We start from the raw sequence: 14281 nt of genomic DNA, 5'->3' as shown, positions 1-14281 counted from the left end.
CAGGTATTCCAAATCTGTTTAAAAAATGAGGCCAATGAGCCTGGACGTTCGGCAAACTTCGCCAATACTCAAGAGTACTGGTGGGGCATCTCCCCCCAAGTGTCCCGCCAGGCAAGGTACCGTGGACCGCGTGCCTTGATTTACTCCTAATGGTCTTAGCCCGGATTCCCCCCCAGAACCCGGGTTTTTTTTGTCGCGCCGATTATCCACCGCACACTGCCTTTGGCGAGTTGCGTCCCTACGGATCGCGGCGTGTATCAAACTGGCGGCACTCCGTACAGAGCGCAGCGACAGCCCATTAGGAGTGTGCCGCACCGGTTATTCACGGTGTACTGCCTTCGGCGAGTAGCGCCCAACTGATCGCGGATGGCCAGACTGACGGCGTTCCACTTGCTAGTAATCCGCCCACCTCATTCAGGCAACCCGCGCCAATGGGAACAGTCGCTTGAAGTTGGCGCTGGTCTGATCGGCCAACTGCTCGAAACTCACGCCCCGCAACAGCGCCAGATACTCGGCCACGTCTCTTACGTATTCCGGCAAATTTGGTTTGCCGCGGTGTGGCACTGGCGCCAGGTAGGGGGAGTCGGTTTCCACCAGTAAGCGATCGACCGGCACCTGACGGGCGACTTCGCGCAGCGCCTCGGCATTACGGAAGGTGACGATGCCAGATAGGGAAATATAGAAACCGAGATCCAGCGCGGCCTTGGCCATCGCCCAGTCTTCGGTGAAACAGTGCAACACCCCGGCCTGCGGTAAGGCGGCCTCGCGTAGCAAGGCCAGGGTATCGGCACGCGCTTCCCGGGTATGCACGATCACCGGCTTGCCGGTGATCTGGGCGGCCTGCAGATGCAGGCGGAAGGCCTGCTGCTGTGATTCTGCGGCTTGCGGTTCGTAATGGTAATCCAGCCCGGTTTCACCGATGGCCACCACCCGAGGGTGGTTCAGTTCGGCCAGCAACCAGTCCAGGACTGGCGCGGCGCCCGGATCGAGATCCAGAGGATGAACCCCGACCGAGCAATCGACATCGGCATAGCGCTCGGCCAGGCTTTTGACCGCCGCGGCATTGTCGGCACTGACACCGATGCAGAGAAAATGACCAACGCCGCGCGCCCGCGCCGCATCCAGCGCGGCATCGAGGGAGCCGTCATGGGCGGTCAGATCGAGGCGATCGAGGTGACAGTGGGAATCGATAAGCATCGGGGCCAGTCTCAAGCGAAAAGCTGCAAGGCACGCGCCTCAACCCACCAGAAAGCCCGAAGCACAGCAGCTTACGTGTGGCTTGGAGCTGGGACTTGCGCCTGCAGTTACATGGTATGGGTTGGCCGGTCCGACTTCAGCGCACCCGCCAGGTAGGTCTCGATCTTGTTCCGCGCGGTGTTGTCACCGTCATTGAACTGCACACCGACACCCGCTGCACGGTTACCCTGCGCGCCCTTAGGGGTGATCCACACCACCTTACCGGCGACGGGGATCTTTTCCGGCTCATCCATCAGGTTGAGCAACATGAATACTTCATCGCCAAGCTTGTAGCTCTTGTTGGTCGGGATAAACAGCCCGCCATTCTTGATAAAGGGCATGTAAGCGGCATAGAGCACGGATTTGTCTTTGATCGTCAGAGACAGGATTCCGTTACGCGGGCCCAAATTAGGTGGCAAGCTCATGCGGCGTTCCTGGTTTTCATTACGTGATGGCCGATTCTAGCCCGGTCCGGGCAGGCTTGCCCACTGCACCAGCAGGGCTTCGAGAAGCAAGACACGGTTGAGGTTGGCTTTACCTATGACTTTCTGCCGCTGCGCCAGCAACCAATCCTGCATCTTCAACACTTTCGGCTGAGGCGTTTTCTCCGCCAGGTACTGTACAACCTTGCGCATATCGGCTTGTCCCAGCCCATCCACGTCATGCGTCAGCTGATAACGCAGCATCAATTGCGCCCAGTCACAGAACCAGTCGAACAATAGCTGCAAGGATACCGCGTTCCAGCTTTCTGCCAATTGGCTTGCCGCGACCTGCTGCTTGAGCAGCTTCTTGACCCCCTCGACCACCAGCGCACGCTGCTGGCGCACGCCCTGTGCGTGCATACGCGCAGCGACCAATGGCGAACCTGCCGCCAGACAGAGCAACTCGGTGCGCTCTTCATCAGTACATTCCGGCAGCGTCTGTGCCAACCAGGCCTGGCTCATCGCCTGGCTCGGCAATGGACAGGCCTGCTGTACGCAGCGACTCCTCACCGTCGGCAGCAAACGACTGGGCTGATGACTGATCAACAGCAAAACCGTATCGCCGGAAGGCTCTTCCAGACTTTTCAGCAGGGCGTTGGCAGCGTTCAGGTTCATCGCTTCGGCCGGCTCGACCAGTACCACCTTACGGCCGGCGAGTTGAGCGGTCTGAACCACGAAACTGACCAAGTCACGCACCTGGTCGACCTTGATCGCCTTGTCGACCTCTTCCGGCTGCAAAATGTAGTTGTCCGGATGGGTGCCGGCAGCCAGCAGATGGCAGGATTTGCACTGACCGCAGGCATCCAGGTCCGCTGGCCGCTGACAGAGCAAGCGGGCCATTAGGCGCTCGGCGAGCGCGCGCTTACCAATACCGGCTGGACCATGCAGCAGATAGGCATGAGCATGCTGCGTGCGGCCGGCCAGTTGCTGCCAGAGCGTGGCTTGCCAGGGGTAGGCATCAGCCACGGCACAGCTCCGCAATGCCCGCCAACATGCCGTCCAGATCCTGCTGCACCTGACTCAGCGATTGCGCGGCATTCAAAATCCGATAACGCTGCGGCTCCTCACTGGCACGGCGCAGATAGGTCTGGCGCACCGCCTCGAAAAACGCCCGTCCTTCCTGTTCGAATCGATCCAGTCGGCCACGCGCCGCAGCACGGGCCAGACCAACCTCTACCGGCAAATCGAACACCAGGGTCAAATCCGGACGCAAGTCGCCTTGCACGAAGCTTTCCAGCACGGCAATTCGGACCTCCGACAAACCGCGACCGCCCCCCTGATAGGCATAGGTGGCATCGGTAAAGCGGTCGCAGAGCACCACACAACCGCGGGCCAGCGCTGGACGAATTACCTGAGCCAGATGCTGGGCACGAGCGGCGAACACCAGCAGCAACTCGGTATCGGCCGCCATTGGCTCATCGCACGGCGTCAATAACAGCTCGCGGATGCGCTCAGCCAGCGGTGTACCGCCTGGCTCGCGAGTCAACAACACCTCAATTCCTTGAGCTCGCAGGCGCTCGGCCAGGAACTCGCGGTTAGTACTTTTGCCAGCGCCTTCAGGGCCTTCCAGAGTGATAAACAAACCGCTCACAGGCTGTCCTTTATTGATTGTTCGACTGCACAGGGGCAGGACTTGAACGGTAATCTTCGCGGCGCGTGAGCTGATACTCGCGCACTGCACGGTTGTGCGCCTTGAGGGTGTTGGAGAATACATGGCTGCCATCGCCGCGGGCGACGAAATACAGGCTCTTGCCCGCCACCGGATGTAGCGCGGCATTGATTGCCTCGCGCCCCACCATGGCGATCGGCGTCGGCGGCATGCCATCGATCACATAAGTGTTATAGGCAGTCGGCTCACGCAGGTGAGCACGGGTCAACTTGCCGTTGTAGCGCTCACCCAGGCCATAAATTACCGTCGGGTCGGTTTGCAGGCGCATGCCGATACGCAAACGTCGGACAAATACACCGGCAATCTCGCTACGTTCCTCCGGCACCCCGGTTTCCTTTTCGATTATCGAGGCCATGATCAAGGCGTCGTAAGGCTCCTTGTAAGGCAGCCCATCGGCGCGGGCCTGCCACTCCTCGGCCAAGACCTGCTCCAGGCGGACATAGGCTTGCTTGAGCAGATCAAGATCGCTCATGCCGCGCACGAAACGGTAGGTATCGGGGAAGAAGCGCCCTTCCGGATTGGCCCCTGGGTAGCCCAGGCGCGCCATCAACTGGGCGTCGCTCAGCTCGGTCAAGGTCAGTTCAAGCTTGCTTTGGCGTTCCAGGGCCGCGCGAACCTGACGAAAACTCCAGCCTTCCACCAACGTCAGGCTGTACTGCACCACCTCGCCACGCTGCCACAGCCCAAGCATATCGCGCACGCTGAGCTCCGGAGTGAGGCGATACTCGCCACTGTGCAGAGGCTGCCCCTTGAGGTTGAAGCGCCAGTAGAGTCGCAGCCAGAGCGCGTCATGCAAAACGCCGTCAGCCTGCAGGCGATTGAGCACGCCACCAGGTGTGGTGCCAGCCGGCACTTCAAGCATCAGTTCCTCGGTCAAACTCAACGGTTGCTCGAGCGCCGAGTGCTGCTGCCAGGCGACAAAGGCCACCAGCAAACCAGCAATTAATACACCGCCCTCAAGCAGCAACAACAATTTACGTATCACTAATCAACTGTCCAGTAGATCGCGGGCTATGACCTGCAGTTTACGGGTCAGCGGGCCAACCGGCCACTCATGCCGTTGCAGTGCACGAACAGGCCAGATGCCATAGAGACTGTTGCAGAGAAAGACCTCATCTGCCCCTAGCAACGCATCAAGACCGATGTCGCCCACATGGCAGTGCAAACCTTGGCCCTCTGCCTGTGCCAGCAGCTCGGCGCGCATCACCCCGGCCACACCACAACGCGAAAGATCGGGCGTGAGCAAGACGCCATCCTTCAATAGAAACAAATTGCTGTAGACGCCCTCAATTACCCGCCCGGAGATATCCAGCATCAAGCCTTCGGCATGCTCGGCGTCCTGCCACTCGGCACGCGCAAGCACCTGCTCGAGCCGATTCAAATGCTTTATCCCGGCCAAGCGAGGCTGCTCGGCCAGTCGCGTAACGCAGGGGAACAAACGCACCCCCAGCGCTGCGTTGCAGGCTGGATAAGCTGGTTTGGCGCTGGCCTGCAGAATCCTTCGCGGCAACCCAGGCTGTGGCGGCGCGTAACCGCGCAAACCATCACCGCGGGTCACGATCAACTTGGCTACGCCATCAGCCAGCTCTCGACTGAACGCCAGCAGTTCTACACGCACCAGCGCCAGATCGAGATCGATCAGCAAGCGTGCACAACCTTCGCCAAGCCGCGCCAGGTGCCGATCCAGCAATGCGGGACGGCCGCCACTGACGGCGATGGTCTCGAACAGCCCATCGCCGTAGGCCAGACCACGATCCTTGACGGAGAACAACTCCATCGGTTGACCGTCGATCCAGCTAGGCATCAACCGACGTACCGGCGGAACACCAGCGAGCCGTTGGTACCGCCAAAACCGAAGGAATTGGACAGCACTACATCGATCGGCATGGCCTTGGCTTGATGCGCAACGAAGTCGAGGTCGCAGCCCTCGCTAGGTTCGTCCAGGTTGATGGTTGGTGGCGCCACCTGCTCACGAATTGCCAAGATACTGAAGATTGCCTCGACCGCGCCAGCCGCGCCCAACAGGTGACCGGTCATCGACTTGGTCGAGCTGACGGCAAGCCGATAGGCATTTTCGCCAAATACCGACTTGATCGCCGCGACCTCAGCCTTGTCTCCCGCAGAGGTCGAGGTGCCGTGGGCGTTGATGTACTGCACCTGATCGGTATTCAACCCGGCGTCGCGCATGGCATTAGCAATGCAGCGTGCGGCACCGGCACCATCTTCCGGTGGTGAAGTCATGTGATAGGCATCGCCGCTCATGCCAAAGCCGATCAACTCAGCATAGATGGTCGCGCCTCGCGCCTTGGCATGCTCCAACTCTTCCAGAACCAGTGCACCGGCACCATCCGACAGCACGAAGCCGTCGCGATCCTTATCCCACGGACGACTGGCGCTGGCTGGGTCGTCGTTGCGCGTGGACAGTGCCCGCGCCGCAGCAAAACCACCAATACCCAAACCACACGCAGCCATCTCGGCGCCACCGGCGACCATCACGTCGGCTTCGCCATAGGCAATATTGCGCGCGGCCATACCGATGCAATGGGTACCCGTGGTACAGGCCGTGGCGATCGCATAATTCGGCCCCTGCAACCCCAGATGGATCGACAGGAAACCGGAAATCATGTTGATGATCGAGCCCGGGACGAAAAACGGCGAAATACGCCGCGGGCCCAACTCATGCAACAATTTGCAGTTGTTCTCGATATTGGTCAGGCCGCCAATACCCGAACCCAGTGCCACACCGATACGCTCACGGTTGGCGTCGGTCACTTCCAGCCCGGAATCGCGCACAGCCTGAAAGCTCGCGGCCAGGCCATACTGAATAAATAGATCGAGCTTGCGCGCCTCTTTGGCGGACAAATACTCCTCGACATTGAACCCTTTGACCGAACCACCAAAACGGGTGGTGTAAGCGGAAAGATCCATGTGTTCGATGGGGGCGATGCCACTGCGTCCGGCCAAAATACCCTGCCAGCTGCTCGCCACATCGTTACCCAGCGGCGACAGCATGCCCATACCGGTAACCACGACGCGTCTACGCGACACAGCAATCTCCTCTTTTTCGGTTATTCAACACCTATCCATGCCCTTACCCTGCAATAGCGGGTAACGAGCGAAGAACAGGCAAGACGCTACACCGCGCGGCGCAGCAACAGCCAAAGACTTACCCGCAGGGCAAGCCCAGCATGTGAGTCGGCCTGGAATACAGCGTGCGAGACAGACCTCGCTACAAGCTTGAGGTGTAAACCGCATAGCCACGATCAACACCCCGTCAAAGAAAAACCGCACGCCCGATAAGGGCTGTGCGGCTTTTCCTGGTCGGGAACCGACGATCAGCTTATTGCGCGTGCGCAGTCACGTAATCGATGGCTTCCTGAACGGAGGTGATTTTCTCAGCTTGCTCATCCGGGATTTCAGTCTCGAATTCTTCTTCGAGAGCCATTACCAGCTCAACAGTATCAAGGGAGTCGGCACCCAGGTCTTCAACGAAGGAAGCGCTGTTGGTTACTTCGTCTTCTTTGACGCCAAGTTGCTCGGCAACGATTTTCTTGACGCGTTCTTCGATGGTGCTCATACCGTATTTTCACTCCTAATTGGAAAAATCCAGGCAGCTGGTCCGCGGCCAAGTGTATATAAAGGGTTTTTAGCTTTTCAAGCAGAATGCGAGATTGCCCCAGAACACTTCAACGATCCACCTATAAACCGATTGCAGCTTTAATAACGGATTTTAGACAGCATTTATGACAGTTTTCTGAAGTCCGCAGTCACATTCAGCTCATGTACATTCCGCCGTTCACAGGGATAGTAGCTCCTGTGACGTAGGCTGCGCCATCGGAAGCGAGGAAAGCGACTACTTTCGCGATCTCTTCGGCCTGCCCCAAACGACCCAGCGGAATCTGTGCCAGCAACGCGTCACGCTGTGCTTCCGGCAGTTCGCGGGTCATATCAGTATCAATAAAACCAGGCGCCACAGCATTTACAGTGATCGACCGCGAGCCGACTTCACGCGCCAGCGCCCGACCGAAACCTTCCACCCCGGCCTTGGACGCAGCATAGTTCACTTGCCCAGCATTGCCCATGGCGCCGACAACCGAACCGATATTGATGATGCGCCCGAAGCGCGCCTTGGTCATACCGCGCAGCACCGCCTTGGACAACCTATACAGGCTGTTCAGGTTGGTGTTGATGACATCGAACCACTCATCATCTTTCATGCGCAACATCAGGTTATCCCGGGTGATACCTGCGTTGTTGACCAGGATCAACGGCTGACCAAGGTGTTGCTGAATGTGTTGCAGAGTCGTGGCAACCGACTCGTCGCTGCTGACATCAAGCACCAGACCAGCCCCTTCGATGCCATGTTCTTTCAGGTACTCGGCGATCCGCTCGGCGCCAGACGGCGAAGTCGCCGTCCCAATCACAATGGCGCCCTGCCGCCCCAATTCCAGCGCAATGGCTTGACCAATGCCGCGACTCGCGCCAGTGACCAATGCAACCTTACCTTGCAGGCTCATAAAAACCTCTCTTAATTCAGGCCAAGGCCGCACGCGCGGCGGCAAAGGCGTCTGGAGTGTCCAGACTATACGTATTGATTCCTTTGACGCAGCGCTTGTTCAGCCCCGACAGCACCCTGCCTGGACCGCACTCGAGCAGATCAGCCACGCCTTGTTCAGCCATACAGACTATTGATTCAACCCAGCGCACCGGACTATACAGCTGCGCCAGCAAATCGGCCTTGAGAGTATCAAGGTCTGCGACCACGCGGGCACTGACATTCTGAACCAACGGAATTTGCGGAGATTGCCAGACAACCGCTGCAACCGCCTCAGCGAAGTGCTCAGCAGCCGGGCGCATCAGCGCACAATGCGACGGCACGCTAACCGGCAGCGGCATTGCACGTTTGGCACCACGCGCCTTACACGCCTCGACGGCGCGTGCCACGGCAGCTGCAGAACCTGCGATCACTACCTGGCCAGGCGCATTGAAGTTCACTGCGCTAACCACCTCACCTTGCGCCGCGTCGCTGCAGGCAGCCAGTACATCGGCATCGTCCAGCCCGAGGATTGCCGCCATACCGCCCTGACCAGCGGGCACAGCCTGCTGCATCAGTTGACCACGCAGCTCAACCAGCTTCACGGCTTCAGCGAAACCCAGACTGCCTGCAGCAACCAGTGCAGAGTATTCACCCAGGCTATGGCCGGCCACGAAAGCCGGCTGCAAACCACCCTCAGCGCGCCACAGGCGCCACAAGGCAGTGGATGCCGCAAGGATAGCTGGTTGAGTTTTATCGGTTTGATTGAGTTGCTCTTCCGGCCCCTGCTGGGTCAAGACCCAAAGGTCGTAGCCGAGTACTTCGGAGGCTTCGGCAAAAGTATCGATAACAATTTGCTGTGAGCCATGCCCAGCCAACATTGCCAGCGACTGCGAGCCTTGCCCAGGAAAGACGAATGCGAGGGATGCAGACATGTAAACGAGCCTCTATGGTCTTATCGTCGTATAAATTCGCGCCCAGCAGAGTCAAGCGCAACAATCTGACAGTTGGATGACAGGCCATCCGCCGCGGTCACATTAGCAGGCTACACAATCGCCAGCACCCTGCACCTGCCGCCTGCAAAACCCAGCAATAACCGGCTCAGAGCAACATACCCTCGAGACGGCCATGCAGGCGCCGCGGCAAATCGTCCTCGATTTCCCTCAGCGCACAACGGATAGCACTCTTGAAACCTTCAGTACCTGCTGAGCCATGACTCTTCACCACAATACCCTGCAAGCCGAGCAAGCTTGCACCGTTGTGCTGCGCGGGCGCCAACTCGGCACGCAGGCGGCGCAATACCGGCATCGCCAGCAGACCTGCCAGCCGCGAAACCAGGTTGCGCCTGAACAACAGCTCAATACGCGCCGTAATCATCGTCGCCAGGCCTTCGCTGGACTTGAGCAGAATATTGCCCACAAAACCGTCGCACACCACCACATCGGCGTCGCCACGATAAAGCCCGTCGCCTTCGATAAAGCCGATGTAATTCAAACCACTGGCCTGCTGCAAAAGACTCGCAGCAAGTTGGACTTGCTGATTGCCCTTGACTTCTTCGGTGCCGACATTGAGCAACGCCACACGCGGGTTCACCACCCCCAACGCCTCAGCCGCCACCGCGCCCATTACGGCGAACTGGTAGAGCTGCTCGGCACTGCAGTCGACATTAGCCCCCAGATCAAGCAAGTGACAGCAACCAGTCTGGGTTGGCACAGCCGAGACCATCGCCGGACGATCGATGCCCGGCAGGGTTTTCAGCAGATAACGCGACAACGCCATCAAGGCCCCGGTATTGCCAGCACTGACGCACGCCTGAACGCGCCCCTCACGCAGCAAATCCAGAGCCACCCGCATCGACGAATCCGACTTACCACGCAGCGCCAGCGCTGGGCGCTCATCCATGGCGATAACTTCGCCAGCATGCTCGACTTGCAGACGTGCACGATCGACGCCAGGACTACGGGCAATCAAATCTTCGATAAGAGGGGCTTGGCCGACTAGGACCAGATGCAGCGAAGGGTACTCAGCCAGGCAGGCAATGCTGGCCTGAACAATGCTGTGGGGACCGAAGTCCCCACCCATTGCATCAATCGCGATGATCGGAGCGGACAAGATTTACTCGTCAGCGCCCTTGTCGATCACTTTGCGACCACGGTAAACACCTTCCGGCGATACGTGGTGGCGCAGATGGATTTCACCGGTGCTTTTCTCAACGGACAGCGTGCTGGCATCGAGTGCATCGTGCGAACGACGCATGTCACGGGCGGAACGGGATTTTTTGTTCTGCTGAACAGCCATAACTAATTAACTCCTAAACGTTTGGGTCACGCTTTAACTGCGCCAATACACTGAACGGGTTGGACCGCGTTACCTCGTCCTCACTCGGCCCGGGCTCTTCGAGGCCGGCCGGCTGCTGGCAATCTTTAGGATCATGAAGCGGGACGATGGGCAAGGCGAGCAACAACTCCTCCTCAACCAACGCCAGCAGATCCAATGGCTCTTCACCCAATTCCAGAGCGTCATAGCCTTTCGGCACGGACTGGGTATTTGCACCTTCTTTCACCACAGCGTAATCACACACGCTATGGATCGGCAGGGCAACCAGCTCCAGACAACGCTGGCAAACCATCTTGACCTCAACCTCGAGTTCACTATGGAAAACCACAGCATTGCGCTCATCACGCTCGAAGAAAAACTTCACACGCACCGCGCCTTGATTATCGGCAAGCGGGTCGCAGAGTCGCGCCAAATCAGCTAGCAGTACCTCGCCTTCAAGCGTGGCACCACGATCAGCCAACTTTCGCGGATCAACATGAGGTGGAATCGGTGCATTTGACATAGGCGCCGCATTCTATGGATGCACCCTGCCCCTGTCAAAGGATATTAGGCCTGTCCCGCACGAAGAGTGCCGACTAGAATTGCCCCCCTATATAAAAGGAGATGCACAGACATGCTACCCCTGGTGCTCGCATCCAGCTCGCCCTATCGCCGAGAATTATTGACCCGCCTGCGCCAGCCCTTTATCTGGGACGCGCCTGCGATCAATGAAGCCCCTCGTCCCGATGAAGACGCCAGCACACTGGTGCGCCGCCTGGCAGAAGCAAAAGCCCGCGCCCTCAGCCTCAAACACCCGCAACACTTGATCATCGGCTCGGACCAGGTCGCCGTACTTGGCAGCCAGATTGTCGGAAAACCCGAAACATACCAGCGAGCCCATGCACAACTACTCGCCGCAAGCGGCAACAGCGTCACCTTCCTCACCGGCCTGGCCCTGCTCGACAGCCAAAGCGGCCACTGCCAGATCGACTGCATCCCCTTCACCGTGCACTTCCGCCAACTGAGCGCCGCACAAATCAGCCGCTACCTGCAGGCAGAGCAGCCCTACGACTGCGCCGGCAGCTTCAAGGCTGAAGGGCTGGGCGTCAGCCTATTTCGCAGCACCGAAGGCACTGACGCCACCAGCCTGATCGGCCTACCCCTGATCCGCCTGGTGGACATGCTCCTTATAGCCGGCATTGATATCCCATAAAGCAACAGGCCCGATCAATGACCGGGCCCGCGTGCAACGCGAAATCAACTAGCGCAGGCTTGGCCCCTGGAAACCCATCCACATGGCCAGGTCCTCGGCGACGCTGGCACCCAGGCGCTTGGCAAAGCGATCAAACGGCGATTCCTCGACCGTGAAGTCGACCAGCTCCTTCTCGCCGATCACTTCACGCGCGACATAACTGGTATTACCCAGAGCATCGATCAAGCCAAGCTGCAACGCCTGCTCACCCGACCACACCAAGCCTGAAAACAGTTCAGGATGCTCCGCCGACTTAAGCCGATCGCCACGGCCCTGCTTGACGCTTTCAATGAACTGCCGATGCGTGGTGTCCAACACCTCCTGCCAGAACAGCGCCTCTTCATCGTTCGGCGGCTGAAACGGATCGAGAAACGCCTTGTGTTCGCCAGAGGTATACACCCGACGATCGACACCCAGTTTTTCCATGACCCCGACAAAACCGAAACCGGCCGCCGTCACGCCAATCGACCCGACCAGGCTGGCCTTGTCGGCATAGATCTCATCTGCGGCACTGGCAATGTAATAAGCACCCGAAGCCCCGAGATCGGTGATCACTGCATACAGCTTGATCGCCGGATACTCGCCGCGCAAACGGCGAATCTCGTCATAGATATAGCCCGACTGTACCGGACTGCCGCCAGGGCTATTGATCCGCAGGATCACGCCCTTGGTCTTGTCGTTCTCGAATGCGGCGCGCAGACTGCTAACTATATTGTCAGCACTGGCCAGCTCCTTATCGGCAATCATCCCGCGCACCTCGATCAATGCGGTATGACTCGCACTGCTCTTGACGCCTTCCTTCAGGTTGAGCAGCGGCGCAAATAGCGCCAGCGCAGCAAACAGATAAATAAATGTCAGCGACTTGAAGAAAATCCCCCAGCGTCGTGCGCGACGCTGCTCCTGGACGCCAGCCAACAGGGTCTTCTCCAGCAACTTCCAGCTTTTCCCATCACCCTCACTGCCAGCCGCTGCTTTCCATTCATCCGACATATTCACCCACCTCAACTGGTTGCCCACCCGCACGCCTATCGAGCCAGGCATGCAATTCCATGAAATCATCTATCGCCAACGCCGGGCCATACTCGCGCAACACGGCCAAGGGCTGAGCCCCATACCCTACCGCCACGGAGTCCATCCCGGCATGCCGAGCCATCTGCAAATCGAACGACGAGTCTCCCACCATCAAGGCCCGCCCCGCAGACACACCGCAATGCTCAAGAATTTCCGCCAACATCAGCGGATCCGGCTTGCTCGCCGTTTCGTCGGCACAGCGGGTGACATCGAAGTAATCCAACCAGCCCCGCCCCTCCAGCACACGCCGCAAGCCATGACGGCTCTTACCGGTGGCCACGGCCAAGCGATAGCCCTGCGCACGAAACATCTCCAACGCCTCGGCAACCCCTGGGAACAACGCCGAGGGCTCGACCTCCAGCGCCAGGTAGCGCTCGCTATAACAGCGACGGAAGCGCTCGAGGAGCGTCGATTCGAGCAACTCAGGGTGCAGACTGGCTATCGCCTCCGGCAAACCAAGCCCGATAATCCCCTTGACCTGCGCATCGCTACACCGCGCCAGGTCACAAAAATCCGCGGCCCAATGCATCGACTCGACGATACGCCCAATAGAGTCGACCAGCGTGCCGTCCCAATCGAAGATCAATAACTCATAGTCAGGCACTCAGACGCTCCAGCGTGCGCACCCAGACCACATCGACCGGCGCCTCCAACCTGAGCTCGCCACCATCGGGCAGCGGCACGACCAACGCATAGGCATGCAGGAACAGACGTTTGCCGCCCAATTCGCGAATCTCGCGACTGAATTCGTCATCGCCATATTTGCTGTCACCGGCGATGCAATGCCCCGCATATTGGCTATGTACGCGAATCTGGTGGGTGCGCCCGGTCACCGGCTTGGCCTCGACCAAGGTGGCGAACTCGCCAAAACGGCGCAGCACGCGGAACAGCGTCAGCGCCTCCTTGCCCTCATCGTTGACCTCGACCATGCGCTCACCAGAACGCAGATTGCTTTTCTGCAAAGGTGCGTTAACCCGCTTCTTAGCAGCCGCCCAGTGCCCACGGACCAGCGCCATATAACGCTTGTCAACGCCGTCACCGCGCAAAGCCTCGTGCAGATGCCGCAGCATGCTGCGCTTCTTGGCGATCATCAGCAGCCCGGAGGTATCGCGATCGAGGCGATGAACCAGCTCCAGCTCCTTGGCGTCCGGGCGCAGCTGACGGAAAGCCTCTATCACCCCGTAGTTGAGACCGCTACCACCATGCACGGCGATGCCGGCTGGCTTGTTCAGTACGATCAAGGCCTTGTCTTCATAAACGATTGCCGCTTCAAGGCGCTCGAGCAAGCCCTGCGCCAAGGGTGCCGGCTCATCGCGCTCAGCCAGACGCAACGGCGGAACGCGAATGATGTCGCCCGCCTGCAGCTTGTACTCCGGCTTGATGCGTCCCTTGTTCACCCGCACCTCGCCTTTACGCAAAATTCGGTAAATCAATGTCTTGGGCACACCCTTTAACTGAGTGCGGAGGAAGTTATCGATGCGCTGGCCGGCGAGTTCCGGCGCAACCTCGAGCAGCTGAACGCCGGAGGTTGTAGAAGTAGGAATTGTCATCGCGCAATCATAACAATTTTTATGGATTTGAAGCACTTAATCATTACTGCTATAGTCGCGAACGCCGCCAAAAGCGGTCTGGTTTGCGGATGATCGCCAAAACTGCCATCCCCAACCGACGCAACCCATTTTGGACGTAAGGCCGTCCGACGGGTTATTCAGAGATAGAAA

Annotated in this window: 17 protein-coding genes; 1 reads left to right on the top strand and 16 read right to left on the bottom strand. The window is 58.9% G+C overall.

The annotated features are described in order from the left end of the window. Positions 1 to 414: 414 nt before the first annotated feature. From B2D37_RS04985 to B2D37_RS04925, 13 genes are all read right to left on the bottom strand, one after another. The gene (locus B2D37_RS04985; RefSeq protein ID WP_079201679.1) at positions 415 to 1197 is read right to left on the bottom strand and encodes a TatD family hydrolase; all 783 of its coding nucleotides are present in this window, start codon (positions 1195 to 1197) and stop codon (positions 415 to 417) included. A gap of 107 nt (positions 1198 to 1304) precedes the next feature. Then, on the bottom strand, positions 1305 to 1661 hold the full coding sequence (locus B2D37_RS04980; RefSeq protein ID WP_003245164.1) for a PilZ domain-containing protein: 357 nt from the start codon (positions 1659 to 1661) through the stop codon (positions 1305 to 1307). 36 nt (positions 1662 to 1697) lie between these two features. Continuing rightward, a complete protein-coding gene (locus tag B2D37_RS04975; protein ID WP_079201678.1) occupies positions 1698 to 2684 on the bottom strand; it encodes a DNA polymerase III subunit delta' in 987 nt (328 codons plus the stop codon). Beyond that, positions 2677 to 3309: a dTMP kinase gene (gene tmk, locus B2D37_RS04970; RefSeq protein WP_079201677.1), complete on the bottom strand. Its 633-nt coding sequence runs from the start codon at positions 3307 to 3309 to the stop codon at positions 2677 to 2679. The genes B2D37_RS04975 and tmk overlap by 8 nt, the downstream gene beginning before the upstream one ends. Positions 3310 to 3319: 10 nt before the next feature. Beyond that, positions 3320 to 4372 carry an endolytic transglycosylase MltG gene (gene mltG, locus B2D37_RS04965; RefSeq protein WP_079201676.1) on the bottom strand — a complete coding sequence of 351 codons (1053 nt, stop codon included), beginning with the start codon at positions 4370 to 4372 and terminating at the stop codon, positions 3320 to 3322. Between the two features lie 3 nt (positions 4373 to 4375). Then, positions 4376 to 5191: an aminodeoxychorismate lyase gene (gene pabC, locus B2D37_RS04960; protein WP_079201675.1), complete on the bottom strand. Its 816-nt coding sequence runs from the start codon at positions 5189 to 5191 to the stop codon at positions 4376 to 4378. Continuing rightward, a complete protein-coding gene (gene fabF, locus B2D37_RS04955; RefSeq protein WP_079201674.1) occupies positions 5191 to 6435 on the bottom strand; it encodes a beta-ketoacyl-ACP synthase II in 1245 nt (414 codons plus the stop codon). The genes pabC and fabF overlap by 1 nt, the downstream gene beginning before the upstream one ends. 292 nt (positions 6436 to 6727) lie before the next feature. Next, the gene (gene acpP / locus B2D37_RS04950) at positions 6728 to 6964 is read right to left on the bottom strand and encodes an acyl carrier protein (RefSeq protein WP_025167424.1); all 237 of its coding nucleotides are present in this window, start codon (positions 6962 to 6964) and stop codon (positions 6728 to 6730) included. Between the two features lie 196 nt (positions 6965 to 7160). Next, positions 7161 to 7904 carry a 3-oxoacyl-ACP reductase FabG gene (fabG, locus tag B2D37_RS04945; protein ID WP_079201673.1) on the bottom strand — a complete coding sequence of 248 codons (744 nt, stop codon included), beginning with the start codon at positions 7902 to 7904 and terminating at the stop codon, positions 7161 to 7163. A 16-nt stretch (positions 7905 to 7920) separates the two neighbouring features. Continuing rightward, entirely contained in the window at positions 7921 to 8856 is a 936-nt protein-coding gene (gene fabD / locus B2D37_RS04940) for an ACP S-malonyltransferase (RefSeq protein WP_079201672.1), read from the bottom strand. 166 nt (positions 8857 to 9022) lie between these two features. Beyond that, complete coding sequence (plsX, locus tag B2D37_RS04935) at positions 9023 to 10033, bottom strand: phosphate acyltransferase PlsX (protein WP_079201671.1); 1011 nt, start codon at positions 10031 to 10033, stop codon at positions 9023 to 9025. 3 nt (positions 10034 to 10036) lie between these two features. Then, positions 10037 to 10219: a 50S ribosomal protein L32 gene (rpmF, locus tag B2D37_RS04930; protein WP_079201670.1), complete on the bottom strand. Its 183-nt coding sequence runs from the start codon at positions 10217 to 10219 to the stop codon at positions 10037 to 10039. A gap of 13 nt (positions 10220 to 10232) precedes the next feature. Beyond that, the gene (locus tag B2D37_RS04925) at positions 10233 to 10760 is read right to left on the bottom strand and encodes a YceD family protein (protein ID WP_079201669.1); all 528 of its coding nucleotides are present in this window, start codon (positions 10758 to 10760) and stop codon (positions 10233 to 10235) included. 111 nt (positions 10761 to 10871) lie between these two features. Between B2D37_RS04925 and B2D37_RS04920 the strand changes: the two genes are divergently transcribed. Next, positions 10872 to 11450 carry a nucleoside triphosphate pyrophosphatase gene (locus B2D37_RS04920; protein WP_079201668.1) on the top strand — a complete coding sequence of 193 codons (579 nt, stop codon included), beginning with the start codon at positions 10872 to 10874 and terminating at the stop codon, positions 11448 to 11450. Positions 11451 to 11498: 48 nt separating this feature from the next. Here B2D37_RS04920 and B2D37_RS04915 read toward each other — a convergent pair whose 3' ends face one another. Genes B2D37_RS04915 through rluC form a run of 3 tightly spaced genes read right to left on the bottom strand, consistent with a single transcriptional unit; the run spans position 11499 to position 14110 of the window. Further along, a complete protein-coding gene (locus B2D37_RS04915) occupies positions 11499 to 12479 on the bottom strand; it encodes a S49 family peptidase (protein ID WP_079201667.1) in 981 nt (326 codons plus the stop codon). Then, complete coding sequence (locus B2D37_RS04910) at positions 12469 to 13164, bottom strand: HAD-IA family hydrolase (protein ID WP_079201666.1); 696 nt, start codon at positions 13162 to 13164, stop codon at positions 12469 to 12471. The genes B2D37_RS04915 and B2D37_RS04910 overlap by 11 nt, the downstream gene beginning before the upstream one ends. Then, entirely contained in the window at positions 13157 to 14110 is a 954-nt protein-coding gene (rluC, locus tag B2D37_RS04905; protein ID WP_079201665.1) for a 23S rRNA pseudouridine(955/2504/2580) synthase RluC, read from the bottom strand. The genes B2D37_RS04910 and rluC overlap by 8 nt, the downstream gene beginning before the upstream one ends. Between the last annotated feature and the right edge of the window lie 171 nt (positions 14111 to 14281).

The organism is Pseudomonas sp. CC6-YY-74, assembly GCF_002025205.1.
In the GTDB taxonomy this organism is placed as follows: domain Bacteria; phylum Pseudomonadota; class Gammaproteobacteria; order Pseudomonadales; family Pseudomonadaceae; genus Aquipseudomonas; species Aquipseudomonas paeninsulae.
This window is presented reverse-complemented; position numbering and strand designations above follow the sequence as displayed.